Genomic DNA, 24,424 nt, shown 5'->3' with positions numbered 1-24,424 from the left:
ATGCAAATAATAGGGCATAAACTAATAGAATATGAGAATTTTAATTTAATTCAAACAGTTGAAAATATCTTAAATTTTGATAATTTAATTTTTGAATATAATGAAAATTTTATAAAAAATGCTAGAAATAGTGGTAAAACTTTTAGTGTCATTGTTAGAAATCTAAATGAAGCTATTTTGGCAAATGCATTAAATGCTAAATTTATAATTATAGAAAAAAATAATATTTCAATAGCAAAAGAAGTTGTAAAATTAGCTGAGTTTTATCTTTTTGATAGCAAAATAGCCGTAATTATTGAAAATTATGAAAAAGACCTGCTAAATGCTATAAACTTAAGAGTCGATGCTGTAATTTACAAAAATATTATAAATTATATTATTTAGAAGTTTTGAGCTCTTTATAGCCAAAATTTATAACCTTCTCTTCGCTATTTTTAAGTATAAAATTTTTTTCTATTTTACCGTTTGAGTCAGCACTTGCATTTAGATCGCCCAAAATTTCAACCTCTACATTTACTGGAATTTTTGTTACAAAAGTTATATTTTGATCTATTGATGAGCTATTTTTTATATTAAATTTTGCTTCATTGTTATTTAGATCTATTTTTGAGACCTCTATCAAATTATTAAGTCCAAAAAAGTAAGTTGAAATTTTGTTTTTTGATATCTTACTTTCATAGGAATTTTGCACAAAAACATCATTTAAAAAAAACTGAGTCAAAGCCTCATTTATATCATTTTTAGGACTAAAACTAGCAGCAATATAAGCTTTTGAGCCACTATATGCATCAATATAGTTTGTTAAATTTGCATCCAATACTTGGCTATTTAAAATAATAATATTTTCTTTTAGTGCTTTTAAGTGCTGTTTTGAAATTTCAAAAAAATTAATTTTATTTTGATTTTGGCTAACTTCTAAATTTGAAGCTTTTAAAGAGTCATTTTTAGCTATACTCATCGTAGCTGGCGCATCGAAGACTTTTGTTTTTTCCTCGTTATATATAAAAGTAGGTGTAAATTTTCCAGGAGTTTTGCTTGATTTTACGCTGTATGGATAGATTTTTATAAAAACATCATCTAGGTTTTCTTTTAAATTTGAAATTATTAAACTTTGTTTTATGGAAATTTTACCATCTTTAAAATTTACACTATTTAAAGTTTTAAATAAGGCATCATCTAATGGATAACTTATAGTTGCTTTTGGGTTTTTACAACTTTGTTTTATTGTAACTTTTTTAGTATAAAAAGCTGGTTCGTTAGACAAACTATCAATTTCTTTTAAAATTTCAGCTTGAGATGTAAGGTTTTCATTTAAAATGCCACTTAAATTTTTTATATCATTTATATTGTTTAAATTTGAGTTTTTTATAATTTCATAACTATCTTTTAGTGCTTTTAGCCTATTTTGCAAACTCTGTTTTTTTAAAGAAATTTCATCTTCTATTTTGTTTCCAAAACTTATCTCTTCTATATTGCAATTAGAGTTTATGCTAAGATCTTTTTGATCAAGCTCAAAAGGAACTATAAAACTATTTTCTTTAATATTTTTTGTAAGTATGGCTTTATCGCTATAAATTTCAAGAGTGTTTGCAAAAATAGGAAAAATACCTAAAAATAAAATTAAAACAATTTTCATATTTTTATTTCATAAGCCTTATAAAAATAAGGCAAAAGCTTTCTTATAGAGTAATCATAGGAGTAAAATTTTGCATAAATTTCTTTTAATTCTTTATTGTCTCCAAAATCTAAAACATCTGTATTTGGTATCTTTGAAGCTTTAGAATCGAGATGGTTAAAAAACTCATCTCTTGAGCTAAATAACTCCCTTAGTTTTTTAACAACTTCTTTTTTTTCTTCTTTTTGCAAAATTTATTCCTTTGTCATTATATTTTTAGCTTCAATTCCCATCAAAGACAAGCCAGTTTTTATACAAAGTGCCACAACAGCAAAAACTTTTAAAAGAGCATCTTCATTCTCACTACCTAAAACTCTGTTTTCATTATAAAATTTATGAAAATTTGAAGCTATATTTTTAAGATAATCAGGAATTTTTTGCAAATTTCTACTTAAAAATGCGTCTTCTAAAACTTCATTTAAAGTAAGTGCTTCAAATAATAAATTTAAAGCTTCGTCATTTAAATTTAAAATACTAGCTTCTTTTATATCGTCTATTTTTTTTTCACTTTTTGCAAAAATTTGATGAATTCTTGCATGGGCATAATTTATATAAAATATAGGATTTGAACTATCTTCTTTGCTAAGTTCTGAAACATCAAACTCTAAAGCCGTGTCACACTTTTTAGTTATAAATATAAATCTTAAAGCATCACTTCCAATTTCTTCCAAAACATCGCTCATAAGTATGAAATTTCCAGCTCTCTTACTCATCTTGAAAGTTTGGCCATCTTTTAAAAGACTAACCATTTGTGCTAAGATAACTTCAAGCTTATTTTCATCAAATCCAAGATAATGAATGCTTGACTTTACTCTTTTTATATAGCCGTGATGATCAGCTCCCCAAATATTTATGTAGTGATCATATCCTCTTTTAAATTTATTGTAGTGATAGACGATATCGCCTGCTAAATAGGTAGGCCTTTTATCTTCTCTTATAATAACTCTATCTTTTTCATCGCCAAGTGCACTAGAATTTATCCAAATTTTACCGTCTTTTTCATATACTCCGCCATTTTTTTTAAGGCAATCTAAAGTATCGAAAAGCTCATTTTCAAAACTTTTTTCACTAACCCAATTTTGAATTTTAATATTAGCCTTTAAAAGATTATCTTTAATTAGCAAAAGCATTTTATCTTTTCCCCAAAGGCTTAATTTTTCTACATTTTGCTTATTTTTAAAAATATCTTTTCCAAACTCTTTTAAAGCCTCATCTGATAAATTTTCTACATAATCGCCTTTGTAGCAATTTTCTTCAAAATCTAAATTTGCGTTTAAAAATTTATTTGCACCTGTTATAAAGATAGAAAGCCCAAGCATGTTTATCTGATTTCCAGCATCATTTATATAATACTCGGTTGTGATATCATATCCTAAATATCTTCCAACTCTTGCTAATGTATCTCCGTAAACAGCCCCTCTTACATGTCCTATATGAAGAGGACCTGTTGGATTTGCACTAACATATTCAAGTAAAATTTTTTCTTTTTTATCTTTGCTTTTTGCAAAATTTTTACCTGAATTTAAAGCATTTGTAGCAAGCTTATCTAAAAACTCAGGTTTTAAGTGAAAATTTAAATATCCATTTAGGGGACTAGCTGTAAAAATGTCACTGTTTTTAAACTCTAATGCAAGCTCATCGGCTATTAATTTTGGCGATTTACGAAGCTCTTTTGCTAAAGAAAAAGCTAAAGGTGTAGCATAATGAGCTAAGTTTTTATCTTTTGGCTTTTCTAAAACAAAATCTTTTTTTAAAATTTCTTTTATTTTGTCGAAAACTATATCTTTCAAACTATTAAGCCTTTGTTTCTTCTTTTATCTCATCAGTTTTTTTGGCTTCATCTTTTTGAGCTTCAACTTTTTCAGTTTTTTCTTCACTCTCCATCTCTTTTTTAAAGACCTTTATTCCTTGTCCAACGCCTTTTGCAAGTTCTGGAATTTTCTTTGCACCAAAAAGTAAAATTATAATTATCAAAACAATTAATAATTGTTGCATACTAACCATACTATTCTCCTTAAAAATTAATTTTCATATATCCAATTATCAATAATATCACTAAGATCTAAATTTTTAGTATTATATCTAATGGCGTTAAATATTGATTTTAAAGCCTTATAGGACTCATTGAAATCATCATTTATTATAAGATAATCATATTCGTTTAAATGCCCCATTTCAGTTGCTGCATTTATAACTCTTCGCTCTATATCTTCTTTTGAATCAGTTCCTCTTTTAATAAGTCTATTTTTTAACTCGCCCTTATTTTTAGTTGTTATAAAAATAGAAACTATTTCATCTTTTAAGCGCTCTTTTGCGAGTTTAAAACCTTGAACATCTATATCAAAAATAACAAATTTACCACTATCTAAAGCTTTTTGAACTGGCACCAAAGATGTTCCATAATAGTTTTTATGAACAAGAGCCCATTCTAGAAAATCACCATTTTCAATGCCTTTTTTGAAGTCATCTTTGCTTACATAGTGATAACTCACTCCATCTTTTTCGCCCTCTCTAATGCTTCTTGTAGTGCTTGAAATAGAGAAGTAGATATCTTTCTCATCTTCTAAAAGTCTATTTATAAGTGAGCTTTTTCCACTCCCACTTGGTCCTGATATTATTATCGCTTTTTTCACTATTAATCTTCTTTGAAAGAAATTTTTATTTTAATTTTCATATCTTTAAAAATCTCTTTAAATTTACCATTTTTCAAAGCCTCTTTAAGCTCTTTTTCCATCTCTTTTTTAGCAATTTTTTTAAGATCCTCATCTGAGGTTTCATTTTCTTTTTTGCTTAATAAGTCATTTAAGCTAATAAAGTCTTGTTTTTTACAAGCATTATCTTTTGCCTCACAAGATTTATCATCTTTATTTTCACACTCATTAGATTTTATTTTAAACTCATCATCAAGGTCATAATCATTTAATTCATCATCTTCTAATTCATCATCTTCAAAATTTTGGCTATTTTTATCATCACATCTATCATCAAGCTCTTCAATATCAAGAGCTGTTAGTGGAGGATTGTGTGGTTTTACCTCATCATATTCATCAAAAAAAGATAGCTCATCAGTAGTTTTTGACTCTTCGTTTTTTGTGACTTCTTCTATTTTTTTTGATTCTTCATCTTTATTAGAAATTTCATCTTCTAAATTTTTTTGATCATACATAACCAATGGGATAGTTTTAAAATCTTTACTAGTTTCTATTTTTTCTACTTCATCTTGCTTTGATTTTTGATCTTTATCGTGATTTTCTTTTGTAACATCTAAATTTTCATCCAACAACTCAGTATCTATAGAAATAGGCTTAATATCAGCATCATTTAGCTCTTTTTTTTCATCCTCATTGCAAGTAAGCTCATCATCAAAACCAGCATCAAGCTTGCCGATTAACTCATCTAAAGGCACATCATCATCTAAATTTTCAAGTAAATCATCTAATTCATCTTCATCTAAAGAATCTTCTTCTTTTAGAGTTTTGTCATTGGTTTTTGAATCATCCATCTTATCAATTTCATTTATTAAAGAGCCAATTTTTTCAAGCTCATCTTTTTTATCTTCATCTCTTAAAGAAATAATTTGCTTGCTTAAATTTTCTTCACTTACTAATGGACTTATTTTCTCATTTAGATTTTCTTTGGTATTTGATGAAAATTTTTCTTCACTAAAATCTGTCTTAGTTTCATAATCTTTTAAAAATTTAATTAATTCAGTAGGTAAAAAAGGCTTTATGATAAAATTTACATTTCCTACCTCATCTTTAAAATTTCTTGGAATTAAAAAAAGAGTTTCTTTATCATCAGTTACATCTTCCAATCTCTCACAATCCTTTATCACCAAATCAAACTCACCATCATCCTTGGTATAAGGTCTATCAAAACCAGCTCTCTCACAACAAATTTCAACTATTGATAAAACTGCTGGATTTTCGCTTTTTAGTAAAATTTTCATTTGGCATTTCCTTCTTATAATATATTTTATGATATTTTATGATAAATTTGATTATTAATTGCTTAGTTTTAAAAAGTTTTTTATTTTTTAACTGATTTTTTTTAAAATTTTATTTTCAAGTCTATAAACTTCATCGCAATTTGAAGCGATTTTTTCATCATGAGTTACTAAAATAAGACCGGAATTTGTATTTTTTATATAATTAAATAAAGTGCTCATAACATCACTTGCGGTATCTTTGTCCAAATTTCCAGTTGGCTCATCGGCAAAAATAATACTTGGTTTTTTACTAAGTACTCTTGCGATACTAACGCGTTGCTGTTGTCCACCGCTTAATTCTCCAACTTTTTGATTTAAAACATTTTCAATTTTAAGCTTTTTAAAAAGCTCGTTATCCATTTTTTGTTTTGTAAGAAGTGTGGAAAGTTCAATATTTTCATAAGCACTAAAACCTTTAAATAGGTAATGTGACTGAAAAATTATACCAAAATCGTGTCGTCTAATTTTTAATTTTTCATCTGTATTTTGCGAATAAAGTGAGATGTTCTTATAAAATACCTCGCCCTCATCAGGCTTTAAAAGTGTAGATAAGATGTGTAAAAGTGTAGATTTTCCACATCCACTAACCCCCAAAATAGCTAAACTCTGCTTACTTAAAAGAGTTAGATTCAAATTTTCAAAAAGAGTGTAGTCAAAACTATGTTTTAATCCCACACTCTTTAAAAGTTCCATATTTAGCCTATAGTTGTGCTGCTACTTCCGCTGCAAAGTCATCAACTTTTTTTTCTAAGCCCTCGCCTACTTCAATTCTTACGTATGAAGTAATCTCTATCTTATCGCCAAGCTCTTTACTTTTTTCTTCTATAACTTGCTCAACTGTTTTTTTGTCATCCATTACATAAAATTGACCTAAAAGAGTACATCTTTGATCAATTACAGTGTTATCTGCAAAAAATCTATCAAGTTTACCAGGAATTATTTTATCCCAAATTTTTTCAGGTTTTCCCTCTTTTTTAAGCTCTTCTTTTATCTCATTTTCTGCTTTTTTTATGGCTTTTTCATCTATTTGAAGTCTGCTGCCATACTCAGGAATGTGATGAAGTGTTTTGCCAAGTCTAACAAGTTCTTCGTTTTCCTTTTCAAACTCACCTTTTAAAGCAATAAGTTCTTCTTCAACAAACTTTGGATCAAGCTCTTTATAGCTTATTACTTTTGGTTTCATTGCTGCAGCGTGCATTGCTAAATTTCTTAAAAACTCAACTACTTTTTCTTTGTCAGCATTGCCGCATTTTGCAGCAATTGCTACAGCTATTTTACCATTTGAATGAACATAGCCATTTATAGCTTCACCTTTTATAGTAGCAAATCTTCTAACTACTAAATTTTCACCTATTGTTGCAATTTGTGATTTTAGATATTCTTCAAAATTTTCACCATTTATAGTTGCTTTATTTAGCTCGTCTAAATCCTTAATATCATTATTTTGGATTAATTTTAAAGTATCATTTACCAAAGTAATAAATTTATCATTTTTAGCAACAAAGTCTGTTTCTGAATTTACTTCAATTAAACTTGCTTTTGTGAAATTATCATTTATAATAAGACCTGCAAGACCCTCACTAGCTAGTCTATCAGCTTTTTTTGCTGCTTTTGCAAGACCTTTTTCTCTTAAAATAGCAACAGCTTTTTCAATGTCGCCATTAGTTTCAACAAGGACCTTTTTGCAGTCCATCATACCAGCTCCAGTTGCCTCACGGAGCTCTTTTACCATAGCTGCAGTTATTGCCATTATTCTTTATCCTCCATTTCATCTACATCAATTTCATCCAAATTCATAGCCTCATCTAAAACTTCATCTTTTTCTTCTTGTGTTGCAGGAACTTTTTCTTCACCATCTTCATCTCTTAAAGCTTTGCCCTCATTGATTGCCTCTGCCATTTCACTGCAAAATAGCTGAATTGATCTAATCGCATCATCGTTTCCAGGAATTGGGTAAGTTACAAGGTCTGGATCACAGTTTGTATCAAGCGGAGCAACAATAGGAATACCTAATCTATTAGCCTCTTGAACGGCAATTTTTTCTTTTGCAACATCAATTATAAACATCATATCAGGAAGTTTTTCCATGTTTCTAATACCACCAAGATAAGCAATTAATTTATCTTTTTGTCTTTTAAGCATTAAAGCTTCTTTTTTTGTTAGTAAATCAACTGAACCATCTTCTTCCATTTGCTCAATTACTTCAAGCTTTCTAATTGATTTTCTAATAGTTCCAAAATTTGTTAGCATACCGCCTAACCAGCGATGATTTACATACGGCATTCCACATTTTTCAGCATATTCTTTTAGAGTTTGACCGGCTTGCTTTTTAGTACCTACAAATAAAACAGTTTTTCCCTCAGCTGCTGCATCTCTTACAATGTTATAAGTATGTCTAAAATATCTTATAGTTTTTTGTAAATCTATAATATAAATGCCTTTTCTCTCTCCAAAGATAAATTTTTTCATCTTTGGGTTCCATCTTCTTGTTTGGTGACCGAAATGTACACCACACTCTAGTAAATCTCTCATTGTAATCATGAGTTTCTCCTTAAAAATATTTAGTTTTTTTCCTCCACGCACCTTAGCAAATTTGCAACTAAATAAGGATTTGCGTGTGTGAAATAAAGGCTTAATTTTATCAAAAATATCTTAATTTTACTTTAAATACACCCAACCTGCAAATCTTCCAGTTATTTTATCTCTTCTGTATGAAAAGTAGTTTTTATCACAATGCGTGCAAATTTTTGAAATTTTAACACTTTTTAAATTTAAATTCTTAATCTCATCTAAAACTGCACTTTTTAAATCAAAACATCTTTTATTTTTATCATTTAAAACTACAAATTTATTAAATTCTTTTAAATCTAAATCACCTATTTCATAACAATTTTTTTGTATAAAAGGTCCTATGAAAAGTGAAATTTGATCTACTTTAAACTCATCTTTCATTAAATTTATGGTTTTTGAAATAATATGTTTTAAAACTCCACTTCTTCCTGCATGAACAGCAGCTACGCATTTTTTTGAATATAAAATAACTGGCATACAATCAGCCACCATAACACAAAGTGCAATATTTTTTAAATTTGTAATCACAGCATCACATGGTTGCAAAATTTGGTTATGGCTTTTTAGAATTTCAACTTTATCGCTGTGAATTTGCTCCATAAAAATAATTTTTTCAACACCTAAATTATTTTGTAGAATCTTTTTATTTTTTATAACATTTTCTGCGATATCTCCAACATGAGAGCCTAAATTTAAGCTTTCAAATGGTTTTTTTGAAACACCTCCAAATATATTTGTAAAGCCTAAATTTACAAAATCATTATTTAATAAAGGCTTGAGATATGATCTATCTCTTCCCATGAAAGTTCCTTTTTTTTATCCTTATAACCCAAAATTCGTTTTGTATATCTTGCCAAAAGATCGCTTTCTACATTTACGACTCTGCCTACTTTATATTCACCAAAAAGCGTATCTTTCATAGTTAGTGCAATGATAGTAAGCCTTATGCCATCTTTTAAAACTTCATTTATTGTTAAACTAACTCCATCAATTGCCACGCTTCCTTTGTTTGCCATCAAAGGCATCAAATTTAAAGGAAGTTTTATAAAAAAATCAAACCCGCTTTTTAAAGTAGTTATTTTATAAATTTCTCCAAGTCCGTCAATATGACCTTGCACAAAATGTCCATCAACTCTATCACCAACTTTTAAAGCAGGCTCTAAATGAACTTTGCCTTTTAAATTCTGCACCGCCAAAACACTTTTACTCTCATCACTAAGCTCAACATTAAAGCCATTATCAAAAACTTTTACTACACTTAGACAAGCTCCATTTACAGCAATGCTATCACCTATATTTGGCTTTAAATTTGACTTTAAACTTAAAGTTTTTCCATCAAATTTTACAACTTCACCAAATTCTCTTATAAGTCCATTAAACATATTCTCTCCAAATTTGCATTTTAAATTTCAAATCCATTTTTTAAAACCATATTTTTATCATTTTCAACACCATCGCCTTTGGTTGTTAAAAAATCTCCCGTTAAAGCTGAGTTTATACCACCTTTTAATCCAGCTTCTACAAACTCGCCAAGATTATTTCTTCCACCTGCATATCTTAAATAAGCCTTTGGTAAAATAAATCTAAAAATTGCAATACTTTTTAAAATTTCATCTTTTGGTAATGGAGATAAATTCTCAAGTGGAGTTCCTTTTATCGGTGTTAAGATATTTAAAGGCACACTTGAGACATTAAGCTTTTTTAAATCAAATGCTAAATCAATTCTATCTTCTAAACTCTCACCCATTCCAAAAATCGCTCCACTACAAACATCAAGTCCGGCTAATTTCGCGTTTTTAATGGTATTTATCCTATCATCATAAGTGTGGGTTGAACAAATTCTTGGAAAAAAGCGTCTTGAGGTTTCAAGATTGTGATGATATGTTTTAAGCCCTGCATTTTTCAATTTTTTAAGAGTTTCAAGACTAACTATACCAAAAGAACCACAAAGATGGATCTTAGAGTTTTTAGTTAAGTATTTATAAATTTCTTCAAGCCTATTAAGCTCATCTGAGTTATCTTTTACACCTTTTCCGCTCATAACTAAAGAAAATCTGTGAACACCTTTTTCTTCAAATTTTAAAGCCTCTTTAAAAATTATATCATTGTTTAAAAGTGAGTAATTTGGTGAATTCGTTTTGAAATGAGCTGATTGAGCACAATATTTGCAGTTTTCACTACATTTTCCTGATTTTGCGTTTATGATTGAGCAGAGGTTAAAATTGTTTTTGCAAAAATGTTTTCTTATTTTATCAGCATTTTTTAAAAGCTCTTCTAAATCACTACTACAGGCTAACTTTAAAGCATCTTCTTTTGTAATATCTTCTGTTTTTATGACTGAATTTGCCAAATCTGAAATAAAACTCAAAATTTTTCCTTTTTTATATTTTAGTTTGAAATTGAAGTGACATTATATAAAATTAACATAAATTTTGATAAAATCTAAGCTTTAAATTTAAAGGAATATAGAAAATGAATTATGATGTAATAGTCGTAGGTGGTGGACACGCTGGAATTGAAGCGTGTTTGGCTGCTGCAAAAATGGGTAAAAAAACTCTTCTTATAACGATTTTAGCAGAACAAATCGGAGCAGCAAGCTGCAATCCTGCAATTGGAGGTTTAGCAAAAGGACACCTAGTAAAAGAAATAGATGCTCTTGGCGGCTGGATGGGTGTAGCAACTGATGAGTGTGGTATTCAATTTCGTGTATTAAACGAAAGTAAAGGTCCAGCAGTTAGGGGAAGTAGAGCTCAAATTGACATGGATAAATATAGAATTTATCAAAGAAATACACTTTTAAACACAAAAAATTTAGATGTAACCCAAGAAATTGCAACTGAAATTTTAACGAAAGATGGAGAAATACAGGGCGTAAAAACTCATCTTGATAGTATTTACTATACTAAAAAATTAATAATTACAACAGGAACTTTTTTAAACGGACTAATTCATGTTGGCACAAATAAACTTGAGGCAGGAAGAGTTGGAGAGTTAAGTTCAAAATCTTTATCAACTTCTTTAAAAAGTCTTGGCTTAAATATGGGGAGATTAAAAACAGGAACTTGCTCTAGAGTGCTTGGAAATAGTATCGATTTTAGTGATTTAGAAATTCAAGGCGGAGATGAAAATCCAAAACCATTTAGCCTAAGAACAAAAAATTTTAATCCCAAACAACTTCCTTGTTATATAACTTATACAAATGAAAAAACACATGAAATAATAAGAGCAAATTTTGATAAAGCTCCAATTTTTACAGGACAAATAGCAGGTGTGGGACCAAGATACTGCCCTAGTATAGAAGATAAGGTAAATAGATTTAAAGATCGCGATAGACATCACCTTTTTATCGAACCTCAAACAAAAGATGCAACTGAATATTATATAAATGGGCTTTCATCCTCGCTTCCATTTGAGGTACAAAAAGCAATGCTTAAAACAATAAAAGGCTTTGAAAACGCTAAAATTGTAAGACATGGATATGCAATTGAGTATGATTTTGTCGAGCCTACTGAATTAAAACACTCACTTGAGACAAAAAAGATAAAAGGACTTTTTCTAGCTGGACAGATAAATGGCACAACTGGATACGAAGAAGCCGCGGCTCAAGGACTTATGGCTGGTATAAATGCCTCACTTGAAGCTGATGAAAAAAGCCCTTTGATACTAAGAAGAGATGAAGCTTATATCGGTGTTATGATAGATGATCTTGTTACAAAAGGAACAAAAGAGCCATATAGAATGTTTACAAGTAGGGCTGAATATAGACTTTTACTAAGAGAAGATAATGCATTTTTAAGACTATGTGAGTATGGACAAAATATCGGGCTTTTAGATGATGAAATTTATAATTTTTCACAAAAAGTAAAAGAAAATGTCAAAAAAGGAATGGACTTTTTAACCAACACTTCACTTAATCCATCAAATGAAAATAATGCTTTTTTAGAAAAACTTGGTGAAGAAAAAATAACAAATATCGTTACTTGGCAAAAAATAGTCGCTAGAAAAAGCTTTAACAAAGAAAAATTAAAACAAATTAACAGTTTTTTTGAAAATTTAGATGATAGAAGTTGTGAGGAAATTTTAATAGAATGCAAATATTATTTTTACATTCAAATGCAACTTGATGAAGTCAAAAAAATGAAAGAGATGTTAAATGTTAAAATTCCTAGCGATTTAGACTTTAAAAAAATTTCAGGCCTTAGCAATGAAGTAGTTGAAAAGCTAAATAAATTTAACCCACCAACTTTATTTGCAGCAAGTGAAATTAGCGGCATAACTCCAGCAGCAATTGATCTGCTTCATATTTATATAAAAATGCAAAGTAGAAAAAAATAGCTCTCACAAAAATATATAAAATAAATCTTTTATTATAATTTTAAATTTAAGTATAAAAAATTTACCGCCGTTTAAAGCGGTAAATTTTAACTTAGTGAAGACTTGACCAAACTTTTCTCTTCCAAAGTCCAGCAAATACAGCAAGTATCACAAAATATATCATTATGTAAATAGATAAGCTTTCTCTTTCAGCTTTTTTGCTATCTCCAATATTTTCCATATATTCTATGACTTTAGTTTCACTTTCTTTATTTAAGCCAACTCTTGGCATAGCAGTTCCTGGAAGCATCTTTTGAGTATCATTCAAAAAGTTATGTAAAAATTCTTTACTTCTTGATCTTATATACATAGAAAGATCAGGTGGAGTTGAACCAAGATATGCTGCAATGCTTGATTTATCTCCATCGGCATAAACATCATCATATTTCATATCATGGCATCTTTGACAAGCATCTGCATAGATTACTTTATTTATGATATTTTCTTTATCATTTTTACTTAGACCATCTATAAATTTAGCTTTGTCATTTTCGCTTAATTCATCTTTTGCAACCATTTTATTTGCATAAAGCTCTACTATGCCATCATCGCTTGGAACGATTGATTTTAAGTATGCAACAATATCAGCTAATTCTTGATTTATATCACCACCTACGCCGAAAAATCCAGGCATTGGATAAGGGACTTCATCGCCAAATTTATGATCTAGCTTTTGAGCCATAACTGGATCTTTAATAAGTGCTGCTAAAAATTTATCATCAAATATCTTACCAGCTATACTCAAATCAGGTGGATTTACTCCATAAGCTTGACTTGAATCCATTGCACTTAACGCAGCTGGCATACCAGCTGACTCAACACCGTGACATGCTGTACATCCAGCCATTAAAAATGTTTCTGCACCAGTTGCGGCATTGCCTTTTGTTAAATCTATTTTGTTTATCTCATCCCAAAAAGCACTGTATTTATCTAAATTTGACTTAGCATTATTAAGGTCAAGTTTTGCATTTTTTATCATATCTTCAAGACCTGATTTTTCTGCTTTTCTAACATCCTCTTCTGCTTTTTTAACATTAGATTTTGCTAAAGTTATATCTTCAGCCGCAAAATCATAATTTGCCGGATCAACATGTGGATTAAGTTTTGAATGAGCGTAAGGCTCTATCCCCCAATACAACAATAGTGTAAAAAATATAACTACTAATAATGGTTTTAACCCTTTCATCTTAACCCCTTTTTCTTTCTGCGATAGTTACAAGCGGCAATGCAACTAGGATTAGAATAATATAAAGCATTGATAAAACAAAACCTATATAAGTATTTGCAATTCCAAAAGTAGAGCCATCAGCAGGTAATTTACCAAACACACTTAAAAGTATTAAATCAACTAAAAGCACCCAAAACCATACGAAAAATCCTTTATTTTTATGGGCAGGAGCTACAACATCACTTCTATCAAGCCATGGAATAAATGCTAATGAAACCATAGCAAAAGCAAATGCAATAAGCCCGATATCAGCAGCTTTTAAAGGCCCAACATCAAAGAAAAATCCTCTTAAAATTTCATATTCCCATAAAAAATACCATTCAGGATATATATGCGGTGGTGTTTTTAAGCTATTTGCTGGATCGAAATTTATAGGATCCATTGCAAAACCAAAATTAAATCCTACAAGATAGAAGAAAAATACCATAAATATAGAAACATAATAAAAGTCTTTTGCCAAAAATCCAGGCCAAAATGGAATAACTTTACTCTCTTTTGTTTTTCCTTCTAAATATTTTTCAGCTTCTAAGTCAAAATCTATTTCCTCACCTGTTAGGTTATTTACATGTGGAAATCTTAAAGCATAAAAGTGAAGTGCTAAAGCAACTATAACAACAAGTGGAAGCAAACAAACATGAAGCATAAAAAATCTTGTTAAAGTTGGGTCACTTACTGCATAATCTCCTCTCATCCACTCAACAACAGCATCTCCAATAAATGGAATTCCACCAAAAAGTTGAGTTATAACTTGGGCTGCCCAATAGCTCATCTGTCCCCAAGGAAGCATATATCCACTAAATGCCTCAGCTGAGAAAACAACCATAAGTATAATACCACTTATCCAAATCATCTCTCTGCCTTGCTTATAAGAGCGGTAATAAATTCCTGTTAGTGTATGAATATATATAATTAAGAATGTAACTGAAGCAGCAATTGCGTGTATATGTCGCCAAAGCCATCCATACTCTACTTCTTGCATAATTGTTTTATTAACACTATCAAATGCAAGCATAGCATCAGGCTTATAATAACACATTAGCATTAAGCCACTTATTATTAAAAGAACAAAAAGTGCTAAAAGGATAACTCCCATAGCCCAAAGAAAGCTGATATTTTTAGGTATCCAATACTCAGCAACCATAACTTTCCAAAACTTATTTATAGCTAGTCTCTGGTCAAACCAATCACCAAGACTAGTAGCTTTTCTAATTCTCGCCATCTAATCCTCCTTATGCTTTGCCAACAAGTTTTTCATACTCAGGTCCAACTTCGCCTAAAACCAAAGTTGTTCCTTCTATCTTAAACGGAGGGATATCAAGCCCACGAGGCGGTGGCCCAAAAGTTGCATTTCCACTAGCATCAAAAAGCCCACCATGACAGGCACAAATAAATTGGTTATTTTTAAAGCTTGGAATACAACCCAAATGTGTGCAAAGCCCGATACAAACTGTATATCTAGCATCTCCAACTACAACATCCCTAGAATCATCAGGTTTCATATCAGATGATTTTTTAAGTATGAAAATAGGTTTTTTTCTCCACTGGGTTTGATAAAGCTCCCCTTCTACAACAGCACTTAAATCAACTGTTGTAAAACCTGCAGCTTTAACGCTTGGAAGCGGATCCCAGGTTTTTTTCATAGCTACAAGTCCGGCAAGCCCGCCAACTGCTGCAACCGCAGTAAAAGAAAGTCCTATAAAATCTCTTCTTTTTTTATTTTCAATAGACATTCTTATCCTTTCATAAAATAATGATTAGTTGATTTTATCTAAATAATTATTAAATTATAATAATTTATAAAACATTTGAGTAAATTTTTAGTTTAATTTTAAGCATTAATTTAAAATAAATTTATATTTATAAATTTTATTAGCACTTATAATATTTAATTGCTAAAAATACTTGACATTTTTTATAAAGTTTAGTATAATACACTCAATTTAAATAAATAATTTAACTTAAAGGAGAAAATTATGAAAGTTAAAAGATATGAACCATTCATCAGTTTTTCAGAACTTGGAGATAGATTTTTCAATCTTCCACTAAGTAGTGAAAAAAGTATTTCTGGATTTACTCCATCTGTAAATACAAGAGAAGATGATAAGGCATACTACATAGAAGTTGATCTTCCAGGAGTTAAAAAAGAAGATGTTAGTGTTGATTTGGATAAAAACCATATCTCAATAAGTGGAGAAAGAAAAATTAAAAATGAAATTAAAGAAGATGACTACTACAAAGTAGAAAGTGTTTTTGGCAAATTTAGTAGAAGTTTTTCACTTCCTGATAGTGTAGATAACGAAAACATAGAGGCATCTTTTAATAATGGAGTTTTAGAAATTTCAATTCCAAAAGTAGCTCCAAAAGTTGCTAAAAAAATAGAGGTTAAATAAACTTTTGCCACCTTTTTGGTGGCAAATTTATAATTTTATTTAAAACAACTTAGCATAAAAATTTGCAAAAGTTCTAAATTTTTCCTACTCTTTGGCAAATTTCATAAACTCATATATTTTTAAATACGAACTAATTTTATTTCACAAAAAAATAATTCGCTGTATTTGATAAATTTACAAAACAAAAAACCAAAACTATTTTTTAAAAAAACTCATTCATCTTTTAATTCTAAGATATTTTCAATTTCCAAGCTCTCAACACTTGCGACACTTTCACCGGCAATGCCTTTTATTTCACCAAACATATCAATAGCACTATCTCTTGCTTTTTCTATAGCAACTTCTCTTTCTTTCCAGATCTTTTTCATCGCATTTTGCTCTTTTATTAGGCTATTTTGCATATTATTAAAACTTTCAACAACCATTTCAACTTGCATTTTAAATTTATTGGAAGTTAGATATTTATATAAAAGTCCCATTTTTAAATCAGTATTTTGAGAATTTACTTTTGCGCTTGATATTTTTATGATGCTTTCTCTAAGCACTGCGCAAAGTCCTTTAAACTCATCAAAACTACAAACCCAAACGCCATCCATTAGTCCCATTCTATTGAGTTCTTTTGGCATAGTTTGAGTTACTAAAACCCCGATATCTGCACTACTTTGAAGCATATCATCTTTTAGTTTTGCTATCCAATCAGAGCCAAAATTTTTAGTTCTTTTGCTTTCATAAATTATTTTTCCACACTTAATACCAAATTCATTTTTTACGATATGTTCGCAGTCAGCTCCATTTACGCCTTTTTTAACTTCTAAAATTTCATCAAGTGGAAATTTCGCGCTTAAAAACTCCTCAATAGCAAGTTCCATAACCTCACCTTGGAGTTGCTGTGAAGTAAGTTCACTTTTTCTTTTTAACTCATTAATTTGTTTTATTAAATCATCTTTTTGCTTTTCAAATTCTTTAAATTTGAGTTCATTTTCATCATTTAATTGTTTTGAAATTTTTTCTTTTTCATCTTTTAGTTTCTCATTTAAAGAAATTTCCATTTTTGCTTTATACTCAGCTTCAAGTTCTAAATTTTTTCTTTTTAGCGCTTCAATTTCGGCAGTTTGTTTATTAAGCTCTGAAATTTTGCTTGATTGCTCTTTTAAGTCATTTTTTAAAGTTTCAATTAAGGCTTTATTTTCAGCTTCAAATTTGCTTTTTAAATTTGCTTCTAAGCTTAAACGCTCTTTTTGAAGCTGTAAATTTACAGCATTTTGTAAATTTTCATCAAATTTTGCCTCTTTTTGTTTTAAATCATTTATTTTCTTATCAAAATCACTTTTTATGCTTAAAAATTTAGCATTATATTCTTGCTTTAATTCCTCTTTTATACTTTCATTTATAGGAAATTCATTACCACATTTTGGACATTTGACTAAATTATTTGTCATTGCTTCTTGCTTTCATCTTATCAAATTCTTCAAATATCACATTTTGCTTTGGCTCATCTGTCATTTTTCCTAAAACTTCACTATATTTATTTACTAGAATTATTACAAGGCTTGAAACAAAAAAACCAGGAAGTATTTCATAAACCACACTTGATAGATTAAAAACTATCCATAAAATAACTACTCCACCACCACTTACCATACCAAGAAGTGCTGAGAGTGCGGTCATTTTTTTTGAATATAGGCTAAATAAAAGCACCGCACCAAAACTAGCACCAAACCCAGCCCAAGCATTTCCTACAACGCCTAAAACGGTATTTTTATAAACAAAAGCTAAAAATGTTGAAATTACAGCTATAAATACAACTGAAATTCTACTTATTAGTGTTTGAGTTTTTGCACTTACATCTTTTTTATAAAAAGCAAAAATAAAATCCTTTGTAACTGAGCTTGCTGTAACTAAAAGCTGGCTTGACATAGTACTCATTATAGCAGCCAAAACAGCAGTTATGATAATTCCTACAAAAAATGGATGAAATAGTGTTTTACCAAGTTCCAAAAATACAGTTTCAGCGTCTTTTAGATTAATTCCTTGTTGATTAAAATAAACAAAACCTATAAGACCACTACAAACAGCACCCAAGAGTCCCAAAGCCATCCATAAAATTCCTATATTTCTAGCTTGATCAAGCTCTTTTGAGCTTCTTATAGCCATAAATCTAACTATTATGTGAGGTTGTCCAAAATATCCAAGCCCCCAAGCAAGAAGTCCTAAAATGCCTAAAAATGTCTGATTTGAAAATGGATTTAAATGCTGGCTAGAAGCAATATTTCCATATTTTATAACTTCTTTAAAAAAACTTGTATTACTTAAATCAAGTGCAAAATATGCTCCAATAGGAATCATGATAAGCACCAAAAACATCAATGCACCCTGAAAAGCATCAGTTAAACAAACAGCTTTAAAACCACCAAAAAATGTATAAAAAACAACAATTAAAGTTGTTAAAACTGCTCCAAGCACAAAAGGAAGTCCAAAAAAACTAGAAAATGTTTTTCCACCTGCAATTATTCCGCTACTTACATAAAGTGTATAAAAAACCAAAATAACAAGTCCTGAGACAATTCTTAAAACTTTTGTCTTATCTTTAAATCTATTTTCTAAAAAATCAGGTATTGTTACGCTGTCATCAGCTACTTCTGTATAAACCCTAAGTCTTTTTGCTAAAAATTTATAATTGCACCAAGCTCCGATTGTAAGTCCGATAGCTATCCAAACATTGCAAAGTCCGCTTAAATAAATTGCACCAGGAAGTCCTAAAAGCATCCATCCGCTCATATCGCTTGCCCCAGCACTTAAAGCTGTAACAAAAGGACCAAGGCTTCTATTGTCTAATAAATATTCGTTTAATCCAGCATTTTTGTTATAAGAAATTTTTCCTATAAAAAGCAAAATTGCAAAATAAAGCCCAATAGCTAAATATGTACTAAAATTCATATACTCTCCAATCATAGCTTTAAAAAATAATAATCTGTAATTTTATCTAAAATTAAATTAAATATATCTTTTTAAATTTAATTAATTTAATTTTTATAGTTAGCCTTTAATTTTGCTAAAATTCCATAAAATAAAATTTTAGGAATTAAAATGTATTTTTTTACTTTATTTATACATTTGCTTTGTGCGATATTTTTTATAGGATATGTATTTTTTGATGTTATCATCTATCCTTTTTCTAAAAAAAGCGTGGATGAAAAAGTATATAAAAATGTTAAAAAAGCCTACACAAAAGGAAGTGGAGTTGTTTTTGGTGTGATATTTTTACTGCTTTTAATAAGTGGAATTTGGCTTGGAAGTCATTATGTCGGTATTTCAAAAGGATTTTTTAACTCAAATTTGCAAATTTTTCTAAGTCTTAAAATTCTCACGATTATTTTTATGTGCGCTATAACCTTTATTTCAGTATATTTTGTAGCCATATTAAAAAAACCAGATCCATTTGGCAAATTTTCACATCTTATTGCTTTAGTTTTATGCATAATAATCGTATTTTTTGCTAAAGCTATGTGGCATTTATAAATTTAAAAATAAATTTCTTAAATTTAAGCTAAAAAATATCAAAATTTCAGTATTCTTTTAGTTTAAATTTTAAAAAGGCAATTGATTGAAAAAAGAAAATATCTTAAAATTTTTATTTTTTGTAATAGTTATCATAGTAGCAGTTTATTATACATATCCAAAAGATTTAAGCCAGGCACAAAAACTATCTTATATAACGAGCTATTTAATAACGATTAAACTTACTGTTGGTGGTATTTTTATAGGTATAGTTTTAGGTTTTATTTTGGCATTTTTAAAATTTCTAAATATAAAAGTTTTAAATTTCATAATTGATGAATATATTGATTTAATCCGTGGAACGCCGATACTAATACAACTTATGGTTTTTGCTTTTATTGTTTTTGCGGCCTGGTCAAATAGTCTTTATGCAGCAATAATTGCTCTTGGCCTAAACAGTTCGGCTTATGTTGCTGAAATAGTAAGATCTGGTATAAATAGCGTAGATAAAGGACAAATGGAAGCAGCAAGAGCTATGGGACTTAGCTATGGAGTTTCGATGAGAAAAGTAGTTTTTCCACAAGCTATAAAAAATATTTTACCGGCTCTTGCAAATGAGTTTATATCACTTTTTAAGGAAACTTCGGTTGTTGGAATGATAGGCATATTTGACTTAACAATGTTTTCGCAAAGTCTTCAAGCTACACTTTTTACAGCTCAACCTATACTTTTTGCAGCAGTTATTTACTATGCGAGTGTAAAATTTTTTACTCTTTTAGCAAAAATACTTGAAACAAGGCTTAACAAAAATGACTGAAAATTTGATAAAAATTAAAAATTTATATAAAAATTATGGAAAATTAAAGGTTTTAGATGATATCTCTACTGAGATAAAAAAAGGTGAAGTTGTCGCTATAATTGGACCAAGTGGTGGTGGTAAAAGCACATTTTTAAGATGTATTAACCGACTTGAAGAACCAACTAGTGGCGAAATTTACATAAAAGATCAAAATATTTTAGATAAAAACGCAGATATTAATAAAATTCGCCAAAAAGTGAGTATGGTTTTTCAACATTTTAATCTTTTTTCCAATAAAACTGTTCTTGAAAACTTAACTCTAGCTCCGATTAATGCAGGAATTTATAATGAAAAAAAAGCACAAGAAGTTGGGCTAAATTTATTAGAAAAAGTTGGACTTAAAGACAAGGCAAATGAATATCCACACAAACTAAGCGGTGGTCAAAAACAACGCGTTGCAATAGCAAGAAGTCTAGCAATAAACCCTGATATTATTTTATTTGACGAGCCAACTTCTGCGCTTGACCCAGAAATGGTTGGTGAAGTTTTGGCCATTATGAAAGATGTGGCAAAACAAGGCATTACAATGCTTGTTGTAACACACGAAATGGGTTTTGCAAAAAATGTCGCAAGTAGGGTGTTTTTTATAGATAAAGGAAAAATTGCAGTTGATAAAAAGCCAAGTGAGTTTTTCACAAATCCAGAAAATAAAAGGCTTGAAGACTTTTTAAACAAAGTTTTAAATCATTGAGTTTATATTAAATTACAACTCATTTAATTTTTTAATGTAACATTATTTATAAAAAGTTAAATTTAACACTCAAAAAAGCAAAAGAAATAAGAATTTATGGTAAAATGGTATGAAAATTTATATTTGGAGCAAAAGATGAAGAAAATAATGAGTTATTTTGCGGTGTTTTTTTTAGTAAACTTTCTTAATGCTGAAACTCCTGAAGCTGTAAAAGAGGCTAAGACTTTATCGACACAAGAACAATTGCATTCAGAAGCAACAATACAACAACCAAAAGCACATGAACAAAAAAACAATAAAGTGCTAATAGTAGGAACAAATGCAAATTATAAGCCTTTTTCATATATTGGAATGAGCTTTGAACCAATTGGTTTTGAAATTGACTTAATAGAAGATATTGCTAAAAAAGCTGGTTTTGAATACAAAATAAAAGAAATGGACTTTGATAAAATTATCCCAGCGCTTCAAGATGAAAGTATAGATATAGGCTTATCATCCATTAGTATTACTGATGAGAGAAAAGGGCTTGTAGATTTCTCAAACCCATATTTTCAAACAAAAACTGTTTATTTGAAAAATCTAAAAAACAGCAACATAAAAGACAAAAAAAGCCTAAATGGAAAAATAGTATCCGCACAAAAAGAAACTGTGTTCGAAGAAATTGCCTCATCAATAGAAGGCGCTAAGGTTGAGACTTTTAATACACCTGATGCTGGGATAATGAATTTAAAATTTAATAAAGTAGATGTTGTTATTTTAGATTTAGTAGTTGCAAATGAATACCTTGGCAAAAATAAAGACTTGGTTAAATTTTTTGAAGAAGATGATGGAACTGAAGGTTTTGGAATAGCTTTTGCAAAAGGCAAAAATGAAGCTTTAATAACAAAGATAAATGAAGCTTTAGATGCACTGAAATCTGATGGAACTTACAATAAATTGCTTACAAAATATCATTTAAAATAAAATTTTAGTAAAAAAGGATAGATATGAAAAAATTTTTAAAATTTTTATTAATTATGTTGGCGTGTTTAAATTTAGCAAATGCCAAGAGTTTAAAAGTTGGAACAAATGCAAGTTTTCCTCCATTTGAATTTGTTGATAAAAACTCACAAATTGTTGGTTTTGATATGGACTTGCTAGATGCAATTAGTAAAAAAATAGGTTTTGAATATGAGATAATAAATATGGGTTTTGATGGATTAATACCGGCTTTAAAAAGCGGTAAGATAGATATGGTAGCAGCTGGAATGAGTGCAACTGAACAAAGAAGAAAAGCAGCTGACTTCACAAATCCTTATTATTCAACAGAAAATGTTTTTTTAAAAAGAGCTAATGATGAATCTATAAAATCAAAAGAAGATATCAAAGGCAAGATTGTTTCAACTCAGCTTGGCACAGTTCAAGAAATAGCTATGAGAGAATTAAAAGATATTAAAGTATCAACTATGAAAGATCCATTTAATGTAATAATGGCTTTAAAAAATGGCAAAGTTGATGTTGCAGTATTTGACTCATCAGTAGCTTATGGATACTTAAAAGAAAATCCTGACTTAGTGCCATTTCACACAGAACCTGATGGAAGTGATGGCTTTTCATTTGCTTTTAACAAAGGAAAACACAGCGATCTTATAGCTAAATTTAATGATGCTATTGATGAGCTAAAAGCAGATGGAACTTACGATAAAATTTTAGTAAAATACGATCTTAAATAAAAAAAGCCCCAAAATCTTGGGGCTTAATTACACATGAAAAACCAACTTTATATATTAACTGATGACTTTTATACCCCAGATAGCACTATTTTTACCCAAGTTTTAGAAATGCTTGAATCAGGAATTAAACTTATACAATACAGAAGCAAAAAAGAAAATAAAGATGAAAAAATTGTTCGAAATTTAGTCTCTTTATGTGAAGACTTTAATGCATTTTTAATAATAAATGATGATTTAAATTTAGCCAAAAAAGTAAAAGCTCATGGCGTTCATTTGGGAATGGATGATGCAAGTTTAAATGTTGCAAAAGAGTTTTTGGGAAAAAATAAAATCTATGGAATAAGTTGTTATGGAGATATTAATTTAGCTTTAAAAGCTCAAAATGAAGGTGCAACTTACGCAGCTTTTGGAGCTGTTTTTAATTCTACCACAAAAAAAGAAGCTCAAATTTGCGATATAGACAATATTGATTTTTCAAAATTAAGCATTAAAACTTGTTTAATTGGTGGCATAAACACTTCAAATTTAGATAAAATTTTATATAAAAAAGCTGATTATTTAGCTATTGTAAGTGCGGCTTACAAGCCAAACTCAATCACACAAAACTTAGCAAATTTAAAAGCCATAATAGATAAAAATAAGGAAAAAAATGACAATATTTGATACCATAATTTTAGGCATAGTTGAAGGACTAACTGAATTTTTACCAGTTAGTTCAACAGGGCATTTAATACTAACTTCGCATCTGTTAAATTTAGAGCAAACTAATACTTTAAAATGCTTTGAAGTTGTAATTCAGCTTGGCTCAATTTTAGCAGTTGTTTTTATGTTTTTTAAAAGACTTAAACAAGATATAAATTTATGGATAAAACTTATAATTGGCTTTATTCCAACAGCATTGATAGGTTTTTTACTTTATTCATCAATAAAAGGACTTTTTAGTCCAAAAATTACTGCCTATATGCTTATAATTTGGGGTATTATTTTTATTGTAGTTGAACTTTTTCGTAAAAAAAATCCTCCCAAAAATGAAACTCAAAAACTTGAAGATATAACTTACAAGCAAGCATTTATAATAGGTCTTTCACAATGTTTTGCAATGATTCCTGGAACTTCTAGAAGTGGTGCAACTATCATAATTGGACTTTTAAGCGGACTTAGTAGAAAAACAGCAGCAAGTTTTAGCTTTTTGCTTGCAATTCCAACAATGTTTGCAGCAACTTTTTATGATACTTATAAAAATTTAAATATTTTTAAAGAAAATTTATCCCAAATTTGGCTATTTTTAATAGGTGGTTTTGTAGCATTTGTAGTTGCACTTTTGGCAATAAATTTATTTTTAAAATTTGTAAGCAAATTTGATTATATTCCTTTTGGGGTTTATAGAATTATTATTGGAATTGTATTTTTATTTTTTGTGCTATAAAACTATAGTTTT

Annotated in this window: 27 protein-coding genes; 10 read left to right on the top strand and 17 right to left on the bottom strand. The window is 29.2% G+C overall.

What is annotated here, in order from left to right; genetic code table 11:
- Entirely contained in the window at positions 1-384 is a 384-nt protein-coding gene (locus HMPREF9309_RS04185; protein ID WP_016646677.1) for a hypothetical protein, read from the top strand.
- Here HMPREF9309_RS04185 and HMPREF9309_RS04180 read toward each other — a convergent pair.
- The 12 genes from HMPREF9309_RS04180 to bioB form a co-directional block, all read right to left on the bottom strand.
- Entirely contained in the window at positions 377-1,636 is a 1,260-nt protein-coding gene (locus HMPREF9309_RS04180; protein WP_016646676.1) for a hypothetical protein, read from the bottom strand. The two genes, HMPREF9309_RS04185 and HMPREF9309_RS04180, sit on opposite strands and share 8 nt — an antisense overlap.
- Entirely contained in the window at positions 1,633-1,866 is a 234-nt protein-coding gene (gene cmeU, locus HMPREF9309_RS04175; protein WP_016646675.1) for a CmeU family protein, read from the bottom strand. The genes HMPREF9309_RS04180 and cmeU overlap by 4 nt, the downstream gene beginning before the upstream one ends.
- Before the next feature lie 3 nt (positions 1,867-1,869).
- Positions 1,870-3,465 (bottom strand): arginine--tRNA ligase, encoded by a 1,596-nt coding sequence (gene argS / locus HMPREF9309_RS04170; RefSeq protein WP_016646674.1) that lies wholly within the window; start codon positions 3,463-3,465, stop codon positions 1,870-1,872.
- A 4-nt stretch (positions 3,466-3,469) separates the two neighbouring features.
- Positions 3,470-3,679 carry a Sec-independent protein translocase subunit TatA/TatB gene (locus HMPREF9309_RS04165; RefSeq protein WP_016646673.1) on the bottom strand — a complete coding sequence of 70 codons (210 nt, stop codon included), beginning with the start codon at positions 3,677-3,679 and terminating at the stop codon, positions 3,470-3,472.
- Positions 3,680-3,696: 17 nt separating this feature from the next.
- Entirely contained in the window at positions 3,697-4,311 is a 615-nt protein-coding gene (gene gmk, locus HMPREF9309_RS04160; protein WP_231370848.1) for a guanylate kinase, read from the bottom strand.
- Entirely contained in the window at positions 4,311-5,624 is a 1,314-nt protein-coding gene (locus HMPREF9309_RS04155; RefSeq protein WP_016646671.1) for a hypothetical protein, read from the bottom strand. The genes gmk and HMPREF9309_RS04155 overlap by 1 nt, the downstream gene beginning before the upstream one ends.
- 87 nt (positions 5,625-5,711) lie before the next feature.
- A complete protein-coding gene (locus tag HMPREF9309_RS04150; RefSeq protein ID WP_016646670.1) occupies positions 5,712-6,356 on the bottom strand; it encodes an ABC transporter ATP-binding protein in 645 nt (214 codons plus the stop codon).
- A 7-nt stretch (positions 6,357-6,363) separates the two neighbouring features.
- The gene (tsf, locus tag HMPREF9309_RS04145; protein ID WP_016646669.1) at positions 6,364-7,413 is read right to left on the bottom strand and encodes a translation elongation factor Ts; all 1,050 of its coding nucleotides are present in this window, start codon (positions 7,411-7,413) and stop codon (positions 6,364-6,366) included.
- Positions 7,413-8,204: a 30S ribosomal protein S2 gene (gene rpsB, locus HMPREF9309_RS04140; RefSeq protein ID WP_016646668.1), complete on the bottom strand. Its 792-nt coding sequence runs from the start codon at positions 8,202-8,204 to the stop codon at positions 7,413-7,415. Before rpsB ends, tsf begins: the two co-directional genes overlap by 1 nt.
- 117 nt (positions 8,205-8,321) lie before the next feature.
- Complete coding sequence (gene pgeF / locus HMPREF9309_RS04135; RefSeq protein WP_016646667.1) at positions 8,322-9,035, bottom strand: peptidoglycan editing factor PgeF; 714 nt, start codon at positions 9,033-9,035, stop codon at positions 8,322-8,324.
- Positions 8,999-9,616 (bottom strand): riboflavin synthase, encoded by a 618-nt coding sequence (locus HMPREF9309_RS04130; RefSeq protein WP_016646666.1) that lies wholly within the window; start codon positions 9,614-9,616, stop codon positions 8,999-9,001. Before HMPREF9309_RS04130 ends, pgeF begins: the two co-directional genes overlap by 37 nt.
- A 20-nt stretch (positions 9,617-9,636) precedes the next feature.
- Positions 9,637-10,602 carry a biotin synthase BioB gene (gene bioB / locus HMPREF9309_RS04125; RefSeq protein WP_016646665.1) on the bottom strand — a complete coding sequence of 322 codons (966 nt, stop codon included), beginning with the start codon at positions 10,600-10,602 and terminating at the stop codon, positions 9,637-9,639.
- A 104-nt stretch (positions 10,603-10,706) separates the two neighbouring features.
- Between bioB and mnmG the strand changes: the two genes are divergently transcribed.
- A complete protein-coding gene (gene mnmG / locus HMPREF9309_RS04120; RefSeq protein ID WP_016646664.1) occupies positions 10,707-12,569 on the top strand; it encodes a tRNA uridine-5-carboxymethylaminomethyl(34) synthesis enzyme MnmG in 1,863 nt (620 codons plus the stop codon).
- 91 nt (positions 12,570-12,660) lie between these two features.
- Here mnmG and HMPREF9309_RS04115 read toward each other — a convergent pair whose 3' ends face one another.
- The 3 genes from HMPREF9309_RS04115 to petA are packed head-to-tail and all read right to left on the bottom strand — an operon-like array spanning position 12,661 to position 15,566.
- Positions 12,661-13,794: a c-type cytochrome gene (locus HMPREF9309_RS04115; RefSeq protein WP_016646663.1), complete on the bottom strand. Its 1,134-nt coding sequence runs from the start codon at positions 13,792-13,794 to the stop codon at positions 12,661-12,663.
- Position 13,795: 1 nt separating this feature from the next.
- On the bottom strand, positions 13,796-15,055 hold the full coding sequence (locus HMPREF9309_RS04110; protein ID WP_016646662.1) for a cytochrome b: 1,260 nt from the start codon (positions 15,053-15,055) through the stop codon (positions 13,796-13,798).
- A gap of 10 nt (positions 15,056-15,065) precedes the next feature.
- Positions 15,066-15,566, bottom strand: coding sequence for a ubiquinol-cytochrome c reductase iron-sulfur subunit (gene petA / locus HMPREF9309_RS04105; protein ID WP_016646661.1), 501 nt, complete (start codon positions 15,564-15,566; stop codon positions 15,066-15,068).
- Positions 15,567-15,809: 243 nt separating this feature from the next.
- Between petA and HMPREF9309_RS04100 the strand changes: the two genes are divergently transcribed.
- Positions 15,810-16,226, top strand: coding sequence for an Hsp20/alpha crystallin family protein (locus tag HMPREF9309_RS04100; protein WP_016646660.1), 417 nt, complete (start codon positions 15,810-15,812; stop codon positions 16,224-16,226).
- 212 nt (positions 16,227-16,438) lie between these two features.
- Here HMPREF9309_RS04100 and HMPREF9309_RS04095 read toward each other — a convergent pair whose 3' ends face one another.
- A complete protein-coding gene (locus HMPREF9309_RS04095) occupies positions 16,439-17,665 on the bottom strand; it encodes a DUF2130 domain-containing protein (protein WP_016646659.1) in 1,227 nt (408 codons plus the stop codon).
- Positions 17,655-19,163, bottom strand: a complete 1,509-nt coding sequence (putP, locus tag HMPREF9309_RS04090) for a sodium/proline symporter PutP (RefSeq protein ID WP_016646658.1) — start codon at positions 19,161-19,163, stop codon at positions 17,655-17,657. The genes HMPREF9309_RS04095 and putP overlap by 11 nt, the downstream gene beginning before the upstream one ends.
- A gap of 150 nt (positions 19,164-19,313) precedes the next feature.
- Here putP and HMPREF9309_RS04085 point away from each other — a divergent pair, with 150 nt between their 5' ends.
- From HMPREF9309_RS04085 to HMPREF9309_RS04055, 7 genes are all read left to right on the top strand, one after another.
- Positions 19,314-19,745 (top strand): hypothetical protein, encoded by a 432-nt coding sequence (locus HMPREF9309_RS04085; protein ID WP_016646657.1) that lies wholly within the window; start codon positions 19,314-19,316, stop codon positions 19,743-19,745.
- A gap of 85 nt (positions 19,746-19,830) precedes the next feature.
- The gene (locus HMPREF9309_RS04080; protein ID WP_016646656.1) at positions 19,831-20,541 is read left to right on the top strand and encodes an amino acid ABC transporter permease; all 711 of its coding nucleotides are present in this window, start codon (positions 19,831-19,833) and stop codon (positions 20,539-20,541) included.
- Between the two features lie 4 nt (positions 20,542-20,545).
- A complete protein-coding gene (locus HMPREF9309_RS04075) occupies positions 20,546-21,274 on the top strand; it encodes an amino acid ABC transporter ATP-binding protein (RefSeq protein WP_034907793.1) in 729 nt (242 codons plus the stop codon).
- A 135-nt stretch (positions 21,275-21,409) separates the two neighbouring features.
- Positions 21,410-22,237, top strand: a complete 828-nt coding sequence (locus HMPREF9309_RS04070) for a transporter substrate-binding domain-containing protein (RefSeq protein ID WP_016646654.1) — start codon at positions 21,410-21,412, stop codon at positions 22,235-22,237.
- Between the two features lie 23 nt (positions 22,238-22,260).
- Positions 22,261-22,986, top strand: a complete 726-nt coding sequence (locus HMPREF9309_RS04065; protein ID WP_016646653.1) for a basic amino acid ABC transporter substrate-binding protein — start codon at positions 22,261-22,263, stop codon at positions 22,984-22,986.
- Between the two features lie 33 nt (positions 22,987-23,019).
- Complete coding sequence (locus HMPREF9309_RS04060) at positions 23,020-23,649, top strand: thiamine phosphate synthase (protein ID WP_016646652.1); 630 nt, start codon at positions 23,020-23,022, stop codon at positions 23,647-23,649.
- A complete protein-coding gene (locus HMPREF9309_RS04055; RefSeq protein WP_016646651.1) occupies positions 23,636-24,412 on the top strand; it encodes an undecaprenyl-diphosphate phosphatase in 777 nt (258 codons plus the stop codon). The genes HMPREF9309_RS04060 and HMPREF9309_RS04055 overlap by 14 nt, the downstream gene beginning before the upstream one ends.
- Positions 24,413-24,424 lie beyond the last annotated feature (12 nt).

It is taken from the genome of Campylobacter ureolyticus ACS-301-V-Sch3b, from assembly GCF_000413435.1.
In the GTDB taxonomy this organism is placed as follows: Bacteria; Campylobacterota; Campylobacteria; order Campylobacterales; family Campylobacteraceae; genus Campylobacter_B; species Campylobacter_B ureolyticus_A.
This window is presented reverse-complemented; position numbering and strand designations above follow the sequence as displayed.